At 60.6% G+C, this 15,779-nt stretch carries 19 protein-coding genes; 2 read left to right on the top strand and 17 right to left on the bottom strand.

The genetic code is table 11. The features are described from left to right. The 5 genes from ccmE to ccmA all read right to left on the bottom strand — a co-directional run bounded on the left by ccmE (nucleotide 1) and on the right by ccmA (nucleotide 2,760). Nucleotides 1-456 carry a cytochrome c maturation protein CcmE gene (gene ccmE, locus ACA066_RS08075; protein ID WP_008026817.1) on the bottom strand — a complete coding sequence of 152 codons (456 nt, stop codon included), beginning with the start codon at nucleotides 454-456 and terminating at the stop codon, nucleotides 1-3. After that, entirely contained in the window at nucleotides 453-629 is a 177-nt protein-coding gene (ccmD, locus tag ACA066_RS08070) for a heme exporter protein CcmD (protein ID WP_497402762.1), read from the bottom strand. The genes ccmE and ccmD overlap by 4 nt, the downstream gene beginning before the upstream one ends. Then, nucleotides 626-1,381: a heme ABC transporter permease gene (locus tag ACA066_RS08065; RefSeq protein WP_084320587.1), complete on the bottom strand. Its 756-nt coding sequence runs from the start codon at nucleotides 1,379-1,381 to the stop codon at nucleotides 626-628. Before ACA066_RS08065 ends, ccmD begins: the two co-directional genes overlap by 4 nt. 78 nt (nucleotides 1,382-1,459) lie before the next feature. Beyond that, complete coding sequence (gene ccmB, locus ACA066_RS08060; RefSeq protein WP_084320586.1) at nucleotides 1,460-2,128, bottom strand: heme exporter protein CcmB; 669 nt, start codon at nucleotides 2,126-2,128, stop codon at nucleotides 1,460-1,462. Then, the gene (gene ccmA / locus ACA066_RS08055) at nucleotides 2,125-2,760 is read right to left on the bottom strand and encodes a cytochrome c biogenesis heme-transporting ATPase CcmA (protein ID WP_497698790.1); all 636 of its coding nucleotides are present in this window, start codon (nucleotides 2,758-2,760) and stop codon (nucleotides 2,125-2,127) included. The genes ccmB and ccmA overlap by 4 nt, the downstream gene beginning before the upstream one ends. A gap of 197 nt (nucleotides 2,761-2,957) precedes the next feature. On the opposite strand from ccmA, the gene fliK reads away from it, so the two are divergent. Together fliK and ACA066_RS08045 are read left to right on the top strand one after the other, a co-directional pair. Beyond that, on the top strand, nucleotides 2,958-4,532 hold the full coding sequence (fliK, locus tag ACA066_RS08050) for a flagellar hook-length control protein FliK (protein WP_497698789.1): 1,575 nt from the start codon (nucleotides 2,958-2,960) through the stop codon (nucleotides 4,530-4,532). Continuing rightward, nucleotides 4,529-4,858 carry an EscU/YscU/HrcU family type III secretion system export apparatus switch protein gene (locus ACA066_RS08045; protein WP_084320583.1) on the top strand — a complete coding sequence of 110 codons (330 nt, stop codon included), beginning with the start codon at nucleotides 4,529-4,531 and terminating at the stop codon, nucleotides 4,856-4,858. The genes fliK and ACA066_RS08045 overlap by 4 nt, the downstream gene beginning before the upstream one ends. Nucleotides 4,859-4,987: 129 nt before the next feature. Here the strand turns inward: ACA066_RS08045 and ACA066_RS08040 are convergent, their stop codons facing one another. From ACA066_RS08040 to fleN, 12 genes are all read right to left on the bottom strand, one after another. Then, nucleotides 4,988-5,380 (bottom strand): DUF2802 domain-containing protein, encoded by a 393-nt coding sequence (locus ACA066_RS08040; RefSeq protein WP_017337202.1) that lies wholly within the window; start codon nucleotides 5,378-5,380, stop codon nucleotides 4,988-4,990. Further along, nucleotides 5,381-5,866 (bottom strand): chemotaxis protein CheW, encoded by a 486-nt coding sequence (locus ACA066_RS08035; protein WP_008024622.1) that lies wholly within the window; start codon nucleotides 5,864-5,866, stop codon nucleotides 5,381-5,383. It lies immediately after the preceding gene. A 72-nt stretch (nucleotides 5,867-5,938) separates the two neighbouring features. Beyond that, a complete protein-coding gene (locus ACA066_RS08030) occupies nucleotides 5,939-6,850 on the bottom strand; it encodes a CheW domain-containing protein (protein ID WP_497698788.1) in 912 nt (303 codons plus the stop codon). Between the two features lies 1 nt (nucleotide 6,851). Then, on the bottom strand, nucleotides 6,852-7,640 hold the full coding sequence (locus ACA066_RS08025) for a ParA family protein (protein ID WP_214381554.1): 789 nt from the start codon (nucleotides 7,638-7,640) through the stop codon (nucleotides 6,852-6,854). Between the two features lie 39 nt (nucleotides 7,641-7,679). Next, nucleotides 7,680-8,570 carry a flagellar motor protein MotD gene (motD, locus tag ACA066_RS08020; protein WP_497698787.1) on the bottom strand — a complete coding sequence of 297 codons (891 nt, stop codon included), beginning with the start codon at nucleotides 8,568-8,570 and terminating at the stop codon, nucleotides 7,680-7,682. Nucleotides 8,571-8,585: 15 nt separating this feature from the next. Next, the gene (locus ACA066_RS08015) at nucleotides 8,586-9,326 is read right to left on the bottom strand and encodes a flagellar motor protein (protein ID WP_497698786.1); all 741 of its coding nucleotides are present in this window, start codon (nucleotides 9,324-9,326) and stop codon (nucleotides 8,586-8,588) included. Beyond that, a complete protein-coding gene (locus tag ACA066_RS08010; RefSeq protein WP_497698785.1) occupies nucleotides 9,326-10,450 on the bottom strand; it encodes a protein-glutamate methylesterase/protein-glutamine glutaminase in 1,125 nt (374 codons plus the stop codon). The genes ACA066_RS08015 and ACA066_RS08010 overlap by 1 nt, the downstream gene beginning before the upstream one ends. Before the next feature lie 51 nt (nucleotides 10,451-10,501). Continuing rightward, nucleotides 10,502-12,751, bottom strand: a complete 2,250-nt coding sequence (locus ACA066_RS08005; RefSeq protein WP_497698784.1) for a chemotaxis protein CheA — start codon at nucleotides 12,749-12,751, stop codon at nucleotides 10,502-10,504. Nucleotides 12,752-12,798: 47 nt separating this feature from the next. Then, entirely contained in the window at nucleotides 12,799-13,587 is a 789-nt protein-coding gene (locus tag ACA066_RS08000) for a protein phosphatase CheZ (RefSeq protein ID WP_497698783.1), read from the bottom strand. A 22-nt stretch (nucleotides 13,588-13,609) separates the two neighbouring features. After that, on the bottom strand, nucleotides 13,610-13,981 hold the full coding sequence (locus ACA066_RS07995; protein ID WP_064378627.1) for a chemotaxis response regulator CheY: 372 nt from the start codon (nucleotides 13,979-13,981) through the stop codon (nucleotides 13,610-13,612). A gap of 167 nt (nucleotides 13,982-14,148) precedes the next feature. Then, on the bottom strand, nucleotides 14,149-14,889 hold the full coding sequence (gene fliA, locus ACA066_RS07990; protein WP_150724477.1) for an RNA polymerase sigma factor FliA: 741 nt from the start codon (nucleotides 14,887-14,889) through the stop codon (nucleotides 14,149-14,151). Continuing rightward, entirely contained in the window at nucleotides 14,886-15,716 is an 831-nt protein-coding gene (gene fleN, locus ACA066_RS07985) for a flagellar synthesis regulator FleN (protein WP_008001746.1), read from the bottom strand. The genes fliA and fleN overlap by 4 nt, the downstream gene beginning before the upstream one ends. Nucleotides 15,717-15,779: the final 63 nt, after the last annotated feature.

The raw sequence follows: 15,779 nt of genomic DNA, 5'->3' as shown, positions 1-15,779 counted from the left end.
TTAGCCCTCTTTTGCTGGAGTGGGTGCCGACTGGCCGCTGTCTTTCAGGGCCTTGGTCACTTCCGGCGGCATGTATTTCTCGTCGTGCTTGGCCAGCACTTCGTCAGCCACCACCACGCCGTCGGCGTTGAGCTTGCCCAGGGCGACGATGCCCTGCCCTTCGCGGAACAGGTCCGGGAGGATGCCGCGGTAGCTGATGGTTACGGACTTGTTGAAGTCAGTGACGATGAATTTCACGTCCAGCGAATCGCCGGAACGTTGCAGCGAACCTTTCTCGACCATGCCGCCCGCACGAATGCGTGTGTCTTGCGGCGCTTCTCCATTGGCGATTTGCGTCGGTGTGTAAAACAGATTGATGTTCTGCTGCAGGGCGCTCAGGGCCAGGCCGACGGCAGCGCCGACACCGACCAGGATCGCGAGAATGATGATAAGACGCTTTTTGCGCAGCGGATTCACTTGCCGTTCTCCCGGCGCAGACGACGCGCCTCTTGTTGCAGATACCGCTTGCGGGCCAGGACCGGCGCCGCCACGTTGAGGGCCAGCACCGTAAGGCAGATGCCATAGGCTGACCAGACATACAGGCCATGATGACCCATGGCGAGGAAGTCGCCGAATGAAGCAAAACTCATCGAGCGGCCTCCAGACTGTTCTGCACTTCGGCCTTTACCCAACTGGCGCGAGCTTCGCGCTTGAGCACTTCAAGGCGCATGCGCAGCAGCAATACCGCGCCGAAGAAACAGTAGAAACCCAGCGCCGTCAGCAGCAGTGGCAGCCACATCTCGGCCGGCATTGCCGGTTTTTCGGTGAGGGTGAAGGTCGCGCCCTGGTGCAGGGTGTTCCACCACTCCACCGAGTACTTGATGATCGGGATGTTGATCACGCCGACAATCGCCAGCACCGCGCAGGCCTTGGCCGCGCTGTCACGATTGCTGATGGCGTTGCCCAGCGCAATGAGACCGAAGTACAGAAACAGCAGAATAAGCATGGACGTTAGTCGCGCATCCCAGACCCACCACGAGCCCCAGGTCGGCTTGCCCCAGATCGCGCCGGTGACCAGCGCCACGGCGGTCATCCAGGCACCAATCGGCGCTGCGCATTGCAGGGCGACGTCGGCCAGTTTCATCTTCCACACCAGCCCGACGATCCCGCACACCGCCAGCATCACGTAGATGGACTGCGCGAGCATGGCGGCCGGAACGTGGATATAGATGATGCGAAAGCTGTTGCCTTGCTGGTAGTCAGGCGGCGCGAAGGCCAGCCCCCAAACGACACCGATGCCGATCAGCAGCAACGCGGCGATACTCAGCCACGGCAGCAGTTTGCCGCTGATGCCGTAAAACCATTTGGGTGAGCCGAGCTTATGAAACCAGGTCCAGTTCATTACTGTTTCCATCACGGTTGCTGCTCGCCATCACGAGCAGCGCAGGGTCTTTACTGGTTAAAATTTAACCAGACCTCATTATTCGCCGACGCTGATCTTCAGGCCAGCAGCTATTGCAAAAGGTGTCAGGGTTATCGCCAGGGCGGTCAGGCTGCCAAGCCACAGGAGATAACCGGTCGCCGGCATGCCCTGCAAGGCCGCCTGCAAAGCGCCACTGCCGAGAATCAACACCGGGATGTACAACGGCAGAATCAGCAGCGCCAGCAACAGGCCACCACGCTTCAACCCCACCGTCAGGGCTGCGCCCACCGCACCGAGCAGGCTGAGCACCGGTGTACCGAGCAACAGGGAAAGCAGCAACACCGGCAGACAGGCGGTTGGCAAACCGAGCATCAACGCCAGCAGTGGAGCGAGCAAAACCAGTGCCAGACCAGAGAAGGCCCAGTGTGCCAGTACCTTGGCCAAAACCAGAAGAGGCAGGGGGTGCGGCGAAAGGACCCACTGCTCAAGGGAACCGTCTTCGAAATCACTGCGGAAAAGCCCGTCCAGCGAGAGCAAAACCGATAAAAGGGCTGCCACCCAGACCAGTCCCGGAGACAAGGTTTGCAACAATTGAGACTCGGGACCGACCGCCAACGGGAACAGCGAAACCACGATCGCGAAGAATACAAGCGGATTGGCCAACTCCGCCGGACGGCGGAACAACAAGCGAGCCTCACGGGCGACCAACAGGCCGAAAACACTCATACGGCCCAGTTCCCCAAATCGATGTCGCGATAGCCGGCCGGCATCCGGGTCAGCGTGTGGTGAGTGGTCAGCACGACCATGCCGCCGCGCTCACAGTGCGCGGCCAGGTGTTCTTCGAGTTGCGCCACGCCTTGCTTGTCGAGTGCGGTGAACGGCTCGTCGAGGATCCACAGCGGCGGACTGTCCAGGTACAGACGCGCCAACGCCACGCGGCGTTGCTGACCAGCGGACAGGGTGTGACAGGGAACATCTTCGAAACCGCGCAGTCCGACAGCGGCAAGCGCTGCCCAAATGGCTTCATGGGAGGCCGGTTGATGCAGGGCACAGAGCCAGCTGAGGTTTTCTTCCGGGGTCAGCAAATCCTTGATGCCGGCGGCGTGACCTATCCACAGCAGGTTGCGCGCCAGTTCACTGCGTTGTTCGTTCAACGGCTGACCGTTGAGCAGTACTTGACCGGCGGTCGGTTGCATCAGGCCTGACAGCAGACGTAAAAGGCTGGTTTTGCCACTGCCGTTGGGGCCGCTGATTTGCAACATTTCGCCACTGGCCAGTCTCAATTCGAGATTTTCGAAGAGCAGCCGAAGGTCTCGCTCACAGGCAAGGGCAACGGTTTGCAGGACAGGACTGGTCAAGAGATCACGGGCCTTTTGCGGTTCAAGTCGGCGGCGGAGCGGCCGCTAAAGAGATGCAGCATAGATGCATTGGCGGCCTGTTCTAGAGAGCTGTGTCAAACAATTGCAATGTTTTCGCCACTCTCCGAAAGACGGGCGGCATTATACATGCCATGCCCTACTCTAAAGAGGGCAATTTCCTCAGGTTGTGACCGCGTATGACAGGCGAAATGAACATCCTCCCGCTACCACCGACCACGCCCGCCACGTCGCGGCCGCAGGTGGTGAGTGGCGATTTGCTGAAGCTGCTGACGCCGATGGAGGGTCTGATCACCGCCGGGCAATCTGCCAAGGCCGAAGTGCTGTCGCTCAAGCAGGCGGATCAGACTTTTCAACTGCTGCTCAAGGTCACCCTCGAAAGCGGCCGTCAGACCACGGTTCAGGCCACCAGCAGTCAGCCGTTGCCTCAGGGCACGAACCTGGCGATCACCCAGCCGTCGGCGAGCAACCTGGCCATCACCGTGCAACAGGCCATCGCCGCAAGCGTTGCCACCCTCACCCGCCTCGACACGGCGCAATTGCCGGTGGGCACCTTGCTGCAAGGCCAAGTGCTGACGTCCCAGGTGCTGCCGCAAGTGCCGGGGCAGCCGACGGTGTTTCGCTCGCTGGTGAGCCTGCTCAACACGTCACTGAGCGGCAGCACCCTGAGCATCGACAGCCCGACGCCGCTGCGCATCGGCACGTTGTTGAGCGCGCTGGTGCAAGACACCCAAACCCTGAAATTCGTCCCGCTGAGCAGTCGTCAGGAACAATTGGCAGTCACCCAGCAACTGGTCAGCCAACAAAGCCGCCAAGGCTCGCTGGACGGATTGCTCAAACTCCTGCAAAACCTGCCAGCCTCGAATCAGACCTCCAGCGACCTGCGAGCCGCCGTGGACAAGTTGCTCGCCGGCCTGCCGGACGTTCAGCAACTGAGTACGCCTAAAGGCCTGGCCCTGGCCCTGGCCAATAGCGGCTTGTTCCTCGAGGCGAAACTGCTCACCGGGCAAAATCCGACACTGGCACCCGACATGAAAGGCGACCTGCTCAAGCTGATCGCGCAACTGAGCCAGGGGCTGCCGGCCAATACCAACCTCAACGCAATCATTGCTGCCAATACCCTGGCCCAGGCCATGCCGAGTTTCGTGCGCAGCGCCCTCGGCATGCTCGGTCAGGTCAGCGCCAAACCGCAGCCGACCAGTTTCCCCCTGCCCGAGCGTTTCCTGCAAAGCCTGGACGGTGAAGGTGATCTGGAGCACTTGCTGCGTTTGGCCGCAGCGGCGGTTTCACGCCTGCAGAGCCATCAACTGTCGAGCCTGGAACAGACCGGCGTCACGGACGACGGTCGGCTGATGAGCACCTGGCAACTTGAAATCCCGATGCGCAACATGCAGGACATCGTGCCGCTGCAGATCAAATTCCAGCGCGAGGAAGCTCCCGAAAAAGATCAACCCAAGGAACGCCGTGACGAACGCGAACCCAAGCAACAACTGTGGCGCGTCGAACTGGCGTTCGACATGGAACCGCTGGGCCCCCTGCAGATTCAGGCGCAGTTGATCGAGGGCAGCCTGTCCAGCCAGCTGTGGGCCGAGCGGCCCTACACCGCGAGCCTGATCGAGAGCAATCTGGCCGGGCTGCGCGAACGCTTGTTGGCGTCAGGCCTGAACGTCGGCGATCTCGATTGCCACTTGGGCACACCACCGCAAGGGCCGCAAACCCGCCTCGAACAACGCTGGGTCGACGAAACCGCATGAGAAATTCCGATACGCCACGCCAGGCCATTGCCCTCAAATACGACGGCACCCACGCCCCGACCCTCACAGCCAAGGGCGACGAGGAGCTGGCGGAAGAAATCCTGAAGATTGCCCGCGATTATGAAGTGCCGATTTACGAGAACGCCGAGCTGGTGAAACTGCTGGCAAGGATGGAGCTGGGGGACAGTATTCCGGAGGAGTTGTATCGGACGATTGCCGAGATCATTGCGTTTGCGTGGAATCTGAAGGGCAAGTTTCCGCAGGGGCATGATCCGAGTGCGTTGATGGTCGAGAAGGACATCACCGATCGCGGGGATGATTACTGAGGCTTCAAAGACGCCTTCGCGAGCAAGCTTTGCTCCTACGGAATCCAGGTGTTCGCGAATGTTGTGAACGCCAGTAATCCGTAGGAGCAAAGTTTGCTCGCGATAGCGATTTCAGCCGAATCGCAAAAATCAGTTCTTGTGCAGCTTACTCATGAGCTCCGCCTCAGCCTGGGTCAACCCGCAGGACTGAGTCAGTTCATCAACGCTCGCGCCCATTCCGACCAGGCGTGCTGCCTGGGCGAACGACAGGCTCGACGGGTCGCGCTGCTCAAGCTGAGCCAGCTTGTCCGGCAACGGCCCGACGACGGCGCGCAGTTCGTGCAGGTCTTCACCCATGCGCACGTTGCCGCTCTGATAGTCGTCAACGCGCTTGGCCAGGTCCTTGATGCGCTGATCACGCAGCGCATCGCCCTGGGCCTGTTGCGCAGCGATCTGCCGCTGGCCTCGAATGTACGCCAGAAACATCGCCAGCGTGCCTGCCCAGAAGAGGAACAGGACAATGACCGCAACCTCAAGAATCAATCAGATACTCTCCAGTTCCGACCATTCTTCTTCGCTCATCATCTTGTCCAGCTCGACCAGGATCAGCAATTCGTTGTTCTTGTTGCACACGCCTTGAATGAACTTGGCGGACTCTTCGTTACCCACGTTCGGCGCGGTTTCGATTTCCGACTGACGGAGGTAAACCACTTCGGCCACGCTGTCGACCATGATGCCGACCACTTGCTTGTCGGCTTCGATGATGACGATCCGGGTGTTGTCGCTGATCTCGGCATTCATCAGGCCGAAACGCTGACGGGTGTCGATCACGGTGACCACGTTACCGCGCAGGTTGATGATGCCCAGCACGTAGCTCGGGGCACCCGGGACCGGGGCGATTTCGGTGTAACGCAGGACTTCCTGAACGCGCATCACGTTGATGCCGTAGGTTTCATTGTCCAGCTTGAAGGTTACCCATTGCAGGATCGGATCTTCGGAACCTTTTGCAGACGACGCCTTATCATTCATACCCTGACCCCTCGAAAAACCGCCCTAGCGGTGTGTGTTCTGTGCAGCGGCAGTGACTGCCGTCGCGTGTTTTTATGTCGGTTTGTGGTTCGGTTTGCTGCCGCCCATGTGCTTTGCCCCACCGCTGGCGATCAATTCGGCCAGTTCGGAAACGTCAAGCAACGCACACATGTGTTCAATCACCGTGCCCGCCAGCCATGGCCGTTGACCACGGTGGGTGCGCCACTTGATTTCGTTCGGGTCCAGGCGCAGCGAGCGGCTGACCTGATGCACCGCCAGCCCCCACTCGTAGCCCTGAACCGAAATAACGTATTGCAGGCCCTGACGGAAGTCATCGCGATAGCGGTCGGGCATGACCCAACGGGCGGTATCGAGCACTTTCAGGTTGCCGGCCTGGCTCGGCAGGATCCCGAGGAACCATTCCGGCTGACCGAACAGCGGTGTCAGCTCCTGACCGGCCAGGGAATAAATCGAGCCCAGGCACACCAGCGGCACCGCCAGGGTCAACCCGGCGACATCGAACAACAGGCATTCGAACGGCTCGGCGGCCCATGCAGGACGACCGTCGGTTTCCACCGGTGGCGGCGTGTTGCTCGGTGGCAGATGGACTTCGACGATCGGCGGCACCAGGGCTTGCAGCATTGGCGCGATCGGCGGCACCAAGGCTTGCAGCAGCGGCGCGATGGTCGAGACGGGCGCCAGAACCGGCGCGGGCGCCTCGATCAGCGCCACCGGGGCTTTCACCACCGGCGCTGCGACCGGCGCGGTAACGGCTGCCGGTTTCTCAGCCGGTTTCTGCGCATCGCGAGCCTGCTCTTCAAGCACCGCAGCCTGGAACTCGTCCAGCGCCGCTTCAACCTCGACCACCTCGGGAATCGCTTCGATTTCCGGCGGCAACTCTTCAGTCGCTTCCATCAGCAAGCTGTCCAGATAGGACTGGAGCGCAAGCTGTGGACGGGACGTGATTTTTACCGGGCGATTCATCTCACGCCACCTGCGCAACGGATTGCTGCGTCAGCATGTGCTTGAGCAGCGCGCGGTAGGCCATCACGCCACGGCTCTTGCCGTCGAATTGCGAAGGCGTGACGCCGGCACGGCTGGCGTCGCGCAAACGCGTGTCGACCGGAATGTAGCCTTGCCAGATTTCTTCAGGGTATTTGTCGCGCAAGACCCGCAAGGTCCCGAGGGACGCTTGCGTGCGTCGGTCAAACAGCGTCGGCACAATGCTGAATGCCAGCGGCAGTTTGCGTGAGCGGTTGATCATTGCCAGGGTGTTGACCATGCGCTCCAGGCCTTTGACCGCGAGGTGCTCGGTCTGCACCGGAATCACCAATTGCTGACTGGCCGCCAAGGCATTGACCATCAACACGCCGAGCAACGGTGGGCTGTCGATCACCGCGTAATCGAAGTCTTGCCACAGCTGCGCCAGGCTCTTGGCGATCACCAGGCCCAAGCCACTCTGGCCCGGCGACTGACGCTCAAGCGTCGCCAGCGCGGTGCTCGACGGCAGCAGGGAAATACTCGCGTGACTGGTCGGCAACAGCAGTTGACCGGGCAAGCCTTGCGGCACGCTGCCCTTGTGCAGGAACAGGTCGTAGCTGCTGTGTTCCAGGCTGTCGGGGTCGTATCCGAAGTAGCTGGTCATCGAGCCGTGGGGATCGAGATCGACCACGACCACGCGCTTGCCCGCCTCGGCCAGTAACCCGGCTAAAGCGATGGAGGAAGTGGTTTTACCGACACCACCCTTTTGATTGGCGACTGCCCAGACTCTCATTCGGATTGTTCCACCCGGTCGGGTCGACCGGGAAATAGCTCAACGTATTAATGCGGGTGACGGAGAATTGACGGCGCTCTCTCGTCCCGGCGACTTGACCGGTGCAGGTGCAGTTTGTGTGCCAGCACGCTTCAACGCGGCATCCGGTTGCGCATGAGCGGTTCCGGTGCCGGTGAGGCTGCGACGGACATCGAGATTTCGTGACACCACCAGCACCACGCGACGGTTGCGCGCCCTGCCCTCTGCCGTGGCGTTGTTGGCCACCGGCTGGAATTCGCCATAACCTACCGACGCCAGCCGACCCGGATTCACACCCTGCATCGCGAGCATGCGCACGATGCTCGCCGAACGCGCCGAGGACAGCTCCCAGTTCGTCGGGTACTGCGCGGTGCGAATCGGTTGATCGTCGGTGAACCCTTCGACGTGAATCGGGTTGTCGAACGGCCTCAGGATCACTGCGACTTTATCGATGATGTTGAACGCCATGTCGCTGGGCATGGCATCGCCGCTGCCGAACAACAGGCTGGAATTGAGTTCGATCTCGACCCACAGCTCGTTACCGCGCACCGTCATCTGATTGGAGCTGATCAAGTCGCCGAACGCAGCGCTGATGTCGTCGGCAATGCTTTTCAGCGGATCACTGGCCCCGGCGATCCCGGCGTCAACCTGCTCGCTGTCCTTGACCAGCGGCTTGGCCGGGGTCACGGTTTTCGGACGTTCTTCGCCGATGGGGATCGGCTTGAGCGCGCGATCCGAATCGGTGAACACGCCGATCAACGCTTGCGAAATGATCTTGTACTTGCCTTCGTTGATCGAAGAAATCGAGTACATCACCACGAAAAAGGCAAACAGCAACGTAATGAAGTCGGCGTAGGAAACCAGCCAGCGTTCGTGGTTTACGTGCTCTTCAGGTTGGCGACGACGTGCCATGGTCCATGTCTCCCATCAATCCATGAAGCCCTGAAGCTTCAACTCAATAGAGCGAGGGTTTTCACCTTCGGCGATCGACAGAATGCCTTCGAGCAACATTTCGCGATAACGCGACTGGCGCAATGCAACGGATTTGAGTTTGGCGGCGATCGGCAGCAGCACCAGGTTGGCACTGGCCACGCCGTAGATGGTGGCGACGAACGCCACGGCAATGCCGCTGCCCAGTTGCGACGGATCGCCCAGGTTGCCCATCACGTGGATCAGCCCCATCACCGCACCGATGATGCCGATGGTCGGCGCATAGCCGCCCATGCTTTCGAAAACTTTGGCGGCTTCGATGTCGCGGCTTTCCTGGGTGTAGAAATCCACTTCCAGAATGCTGCGAATCGCTTCCGGCTCGGCGCCGTCCACCAGCAGTTGCAGGCCTTTGCGCGAGTAAGCGTCGGGTTCGGCGTCGGCCACGCCTTCCAGACCGAGCAGACCTTCCTTGCGGGCGGTCAGGCTCCAGTTCACCACGCGGTCGACACCGCCGGCCAGGTCCACGCGAGGCGGGAACAGGATCCAGCCGAGAATCTGCATGGCGCGCTTGAAGGCGCTCATCGGCGATTGCAGCAGCGCCGCACCGATGGTCCCGCCGAGCACGATCAACGCCGCCGGGCCGTTGGCCAGCGCACCGAGGTGACCGCCTTCAAGGTAGTTGCCACCGATGATGGCGACAAACGCCATGATGATCCCGATGAGGCTGAGTACATCCATCAGATACACGCCTCGACCAGGTGCCTGCCTATGTCATCGAGGCCGTACACCGCATCGGCGAGTTCGGCCTTGACGATGGCCATCGGCATACCGTAGATCACGCAGCTGGCTTCATCCTGAGCCCAGATCGAGCTGCCGCCCTGCTTGAGCAGACGCGCACCTTCACGGCCGTCGGCGCCCATGCCGGTCAGTACGACCGCCAGAACTTTGTCACCGTAGGACTTCGCCGCCGAACCGAAGGTGATGTCCACGCACGGCTTGTAGTTCAGACGCTCGTCGCCCGGCAGGATTTTCACCGCGCCACGGCCGTCGATCATCATTTGCTTGCCGCCCGGCGCCAGCAACGCCAGGCCCGGACGCAGGATGTCGCCATCCTCGGCTTCCTTGACGCTGATGCGGCAGAGCTTGTCCAGACGCTCGGCGAAGGCCTTGGTGAACGCCGCCGGCATGTGCTGGATCAACACGATCGGGGCCGGGAAATTGGCCGGCAATTGCGTCAATACGCGCTGCAGGGCAACCGGGCCGCCGGTGGAGGTGCCGATGGCAACCAGCTTGTAGGCTTTGCGTTTCGGCGCTGGCGACGACGGTGCGTGCGCCGGTGCACGGGCAGGGATCGGTGCCGGACGAACAGGCGCGCTGCTGCCATAACTGCTGACGCTGGAAGGCGCGGGGGTCGGGGCTGGCGTGGCGATGGGTGCCGGTGCGCTGTAAGCGCTGACACGACGGTTACTGCGCGAAATGCTGAGAATCTTCTCGCACAGCAGTTGCTTGACCTTCTCGGGATTGCGCGAGATGTCTTCGAAATTCTTCGGCAGGAAATCCACCGCGCCGGCGTCCAGCGCATCCAGGGTGACCCGGGCACCTTCGTGCGTCAGCGAGGAGAACATCAACACCGGTGTCGGGCAGCGCTGCATGATGTGCCGCACTGCCGTGATGCCATCCATCATCGGCATCTCGTAGTCCATGGTGATCACGTCCGGCTTGAGGGCCAGCGCCTGATCGATCGCCTCTTTTCCGTTGGTCGCCGTGCCGACGACCTGGATATTCGAATCCGCTGAAAGAATTTCCGAGACGCGGCGGCGGAAAAACCCCGAATCGTCCACCACCAGGACTTTGACTACCATAAACACTCCGTTAGGCGGGGGCGAGGCTCAGTCGCCCCGCTCCCCACAGAATCAAATACGCCGTGCGGCGTAACGCTTGAGCATGCTCGGAACATCGAGAATCAGCGCAATGCGGCCGTCACCGGTGATGGTGGCGCCGGACATGCCCGGGGTTCCCTGGAGCATTTTGCCCAATGGCTTGATGACCACTTCTTCCTGGCCGACCAGTTGATCGACGACGAAGCCGATCCGCTGGGTGCCTACCGAAAGGATCACCACATGGCCTTCGCGCTGCTCTTCGTGAGCGGCGGAGCTGATCAGCCAGCGCTTGAGGTAGAACAGTGGCAGCGCCTTGTCCCGCACGATCACCACTTCCTGGCCGTCCACCACGTTGGTGCGCGACAGGTCGAGGTGGAAGATCTCGTTGACGCTCACCAGCGGGAACGCAAACGCCTGGTTGCCAAGCATGACCATCAGCGTTGGCATGATCGCCAGGGTCAACGGCACCTTGATGACGATCTTCGAGCCTTTGCCCTTGGTCGAGTAGATGTTGATGGTGCCGTTGAGCTGGGCGATCTTGGTTTTCACCACGTCCATGCCCACGCCACGACCCGACACGTCGGAGATCTCGGTTTTGGTCGAGAAACCCGGCGCGAAGATCAGGTTGAAGCAGTCGGACTCGCTGAGTCGGTCCGCCGCATCCTTGTCCATCAAACCTTTCTTGACCGCGATGCCGCGCAACACGTCGGCGTCCATGCCCTTGCCGTCATCGGAGATGGACAGCAGGATGTGGTCGCCTTCCTGTTCAGCGGACAGGATCACTTTGCCGCTACGCGGTTTGCCCATCGCTTCACGATCAGCCGGCTCTTCGATACCGTGGTCGACCGAGTTGCGCACCAAGTGGACCAGCGGGTCGGCCAGTGCCTCGACAAGGTTCTTGTCGAGGTCGGTTTCTTCGCCGACCAGCTCCAGGTTGATCTCTTTCTTGAGCTGGCGAGCCAGGTCGCGAACCAGACGCGGGAAACGCCCGAAGACCTTCTTGATCGGTTGCATCCGGGTCTTCATGACCGCGGTTTGCAGGTCGGCCGTGACCACGTCGAGGTTCGACACGGCCTTGGACATGGCCTCATCGGCGCTGTTGGCGCCCAAGCGAACCAGGCGGTTACGCACCAGTACCAATTCGCCAACCATGTTCATGATTTCGTCGAGACGCGCGGTGTCGACCCGCACGGTGGTCTCGGCTTCGCTGGCCGGTTTTTCCGCCGGCGGCGCGGCTGGTGCACGGGCTGGCGCCGGTGCAGCGGCGGCAGCAGGCTTCGGCGCTTCGGCTTTTGGCTCGGGCGCCTTGGCGACAGGTGCCGGGGCTTTGGCGACGGGTGCCGCTACCGAAGAAGCGGCGGAACCGGTGCCAACTTCAGTGAACTTGCCTTTACCGTGCAATTCGTCGAGCAGCGATTCGAACTCGTGATCCGAGATCAGATCGCTGCCGGCCGCTTTAGCGGTAGGCACAGCGGCGGCCGGGGCCGAAGCAATGGCCGACTCCAGCGCGTCGACGGCAAAGTTGCCCTTGCCGTGCAGTTGATCGAGCAGTGCTTCGAACTCGTCGTCGGTAATGTCGGAACTGTCGCCTGTCGCTTTCGGGGCAGCCGGTGCAGCAGGCGCTGCCACCGCGTCGACGGCGAACTGGCCTTTGCCGTGCAATTGATCGAGCAACGACTCGAATTCTGCATCGGTGATTTCGTCGCTGGCTGCTGCATCCGCGGCAGGCAGCGAAGCAGGCTGCGCAGCCACCACGGGCGCCTCGGCCTGAGCCTTGACGGCGTTCAGCGAGTCCAGCAGTTGTTCGAATTCGTTATCGGTGATGTCGCCTGATTCGGCTTCGGCAGCCGGTTCTTCCACCACTTCAGCCACAGGTGCGGCTTCATCGGCGGTTTGCGGCTCGGCCAGACGGGCCAGGGCCGCGAGCAATTCAGGCGTGGCAGCCGTGATCGGGCTGCGTTCGCGGACTTCGCTGAACATGCTGTTCACCGCGTCCAGCGCTTCGAGAACCACGTCCATCAATTCCGAGTCGACGCGACGTTCACCCTTGCGCAGGATGTCGAACACGTTCTCGGCGATGTGACAGCACTCCACCAGCTCGTTGAGCTGGAGGAAGCCGGCGCCCCCTTTTACAGTGTGAAAACCGCGAAAAATTGCATTGAGCAAGTCCGCATCATCCGGTCGGCTTTCAAGCTCGACCAGCTGTTCGGACAGTTGCTCTAGAATCTCGCCGGCCTCAACCAGGAAATCCTGAAGGATCTCTTCATCGGCGCCGAAGCTCATTAAGGGTGTGCTCCTACAGGTCTAAAAACCTAAAATACCTAAAATACCTAAAACCCTAGGCTGGATAGCAAATCGTCCACATCGTCCTGACCGGACACAACGTCTTCTCTTTTATCGGCATGAATCTGCGGACCTTCACCCTGAGAGAGATGTTTTTGCGGATCTTTTTCAGCAAGCATCGCTTCACGGTCATGTTCGATGCCCGCAAAGCGGTCCACCTGACTGGCCATAAGCACGAGCTTGAGCAGGTTGCTTTCAACTTCGGTGACCAATTGGGTCACACGCTTGATCACTTGACCTGTGAGGTCCTGGTAATCCTGAGCGAGCAGAATGTCGTTGAGGTTGCTCGACACCACGCGATTATCCGCGCTGCTGCGTGTCAGGAAACCGTCGACACGCCGAGCCAGTTCGCGGAATTCCTCGGCCCCGACTTCGCGACGCATGAACCGCCCCCAGTCCGTGCTCAGCGCCTGCGCTTCATCGCTCAGGCTGTTGACCAGCGGTGTGGAGTTTTCGACCAGATCCATGGTGCGGTTGGCGGCAGCCTCGGTCAGCTTCACAACGTAACCCAGACGCTCGGTGGCATCCGTGATTTGCGAAACTTCCTCGGCTTGCGGCATGTGCGGGTCAATCTGGAAATTGACGATCGCGCTGTGCAGCTCGCGGGTGAGCTTGCCCACTTCCTGATACAGGCCGCGGTCACGGGTCTGATTGAGCTCATGGATCAGTTGCACAGCGTCGCCGAACTTGCCTTTCTCAAGGCTTTCGACCAGCTCGACTGCGTGTTTTTTCAGGGTCGATTCAAAATCGCCCTGTGAAGATTCGTTTTGGTCCATAGCTCCCCCGTGGCGCAGTTTCTCAACCGATGCGTTCGAAAATCTTCTCGATTTTTTCTTTTAACGCCTGGGCCGTGAAGGGTTTGACCACATAGCCGTTAACACCAGCCTGGGCCGCTTCGATGATCTGCTCGCGCTTGGCTTCAGCGGTCACCATCAGCACTGGCAGGTGCTTGAGCTTTTCATCGGCGCGCACGTGACGCAGCAGATCGATACCGGTCATGCCAGGCATGTTCCAGTCCGTTACCAGAAAGTCGATGCTTCCGCTGTTGAGAACCGGAATGGCAGTAACGCCATCGTCAGCCTCGACCGTGTTGGTGAACCCAAGGTCACGCAACAGGTTTTTTATGATCCGCCGCATCGTTGAGAAGTCATCAACGATGAGGATTTTCATGTTCTTGTCCAATTCGACCTCCAAGCAGTCTTAAACGCGCCCAGCACCTGGACGCGCCATTTCAATCAATCCGGCAAAGCACTCAATGACTGTCTGGAGCACAACAGATCGAGACCGGCGCAGTTCAACACCACACCAGCCACGTTCGCAGTGTCCCCACACTGCCTTCAGCGCGCTCGCCACTCCCCCAAACGCCCCCGCAAACGGGCCGCGCACTGGCTGTGTAACTGGCTGACCCGAGATTCGCTGACCCCCAGGACCTCACCGATTTCCTTGAGATTCAACTCTTCGTCGTAGTACAGCGCCAACACCAGTCGCTCACGCTCCGGCAAATTGGCAATCGCGTCCGCCAGCGCCGCCTGGAAGCGTTCATCTTCCAGATCGCGTGACGGCTCGATATGAGCACTCGCGCCATCCTCGTGCAGCCCTTCGTGTTCGCCGTCCTGCAACAGATCGTCGAAACTGAATAACCGGCTGCCCAGGGTGTCGTTCAAAATCCCGTAGTAATCGTCGAGACTCAATTGGAGTTCGGCCGCAACTTCGTGATCTTTAGCGTCACGGCCGGTTTTAGCTTCAATCGAGCGAATTGCGTCGCTGACCATGCGGGTATTGCGGTGGACCGAGCGTGGCGCCCAGTCCCCCTTGCGGACTTCATCGAGCATCGCGCCGCGGATTCGAATGCCCGCGTACGTCTCGAAACTCGCGCCTTTGCTGGCGTCGTATTTGGTCGATACTTCAAGCAGGCCGATCATGCCGGCCTGGATCAGGTCTTCGACCTGGACACTGGCTGGCAGTCGCGCCAGCAAGTGGTAAGCAATGCGTTTGACCAGTGGCGCGTAACGCTCGATCAGCTCGTACTGCGCGTCACGTGCCGATTTCTTGTATAGGTTGTAACCGCTGGCTGTCATAGCACGGGTCCTGCCGTTTGTTGCACGAGGCGCTCGACGAAAAACTCCAGGTGCCCACGCGGGTTGGCAGGCAGCGGCCAGGTATCGACCTTTTGTGCGATGGCCTTGAAGGCCAGGGAGCACTTGGAACGCGGGAAAGCTTCATAAACCGCGCGCTGCTTCTGAACGGCCTTGCGCACGCTTTCGTCGTACGGCACCGCACCGACGTATTGTAAGGCGACGTCGAGGAAGCGATCCGTGACCTTGGTCAACTTGGCGAACAGGTTGCGTCCTTCCTGCGGGCTCTGGGCCATGTTGGCCAGGACGCGGAAGCGGTTCATGCCGTAGTCGCGGTTCAGCAGTTTGATCAGTGCGTAGGCGTCGGTGATCGAGGTCGGCTCGTCGCAGACCACCAGCAAGACTTCCTGCGCGGCGCGAACGAAACTGACTACCGAGTCACCAATACCCGCAGCGGTGTCGATCACCAGGACGTCGAGGTTGTCGCCGATATCGCTGAACGCCTGGATCAGGCCGGCATGTTGCGCCGGGCTCAGATGCACCATGCTCTGAGTGCCGGACGCCGCCGGGACGATGCGGATCCCGCCGGGCCCCTGCAACAACACGTCGCGCAGCTCACAGCGGCCTTCGATGACGTCGGCCAGGGTACGTTTGGGTGTCAGTCCCAGCAGGACGTCGACGTTCGCCAGCCCCAGATCGGCGTCCAACAGCATGACGCGCCGGCCGAGCTCAGCTAGAGCCAGGGACAAGTTCACTGACACGTTAGTCTTCCCGACGCCACCTTTGCCGCCGGTCACCGCGATCACCTGTACGGGATGCATGCTGCCCATGTTATTTCTTTACCTTGTCTTGCATAGACGGAGGCCACATTACTGGCTGCGCGTTCACAAACG

It is taken from the genome of Pseudomonas sp. LBUM1651, from assembly GCF_059716135.1.
Note: the sequence above shows the minus strand (reverse complement) of the source record. Positions and strands in the feature narration are given on the sequence as shown.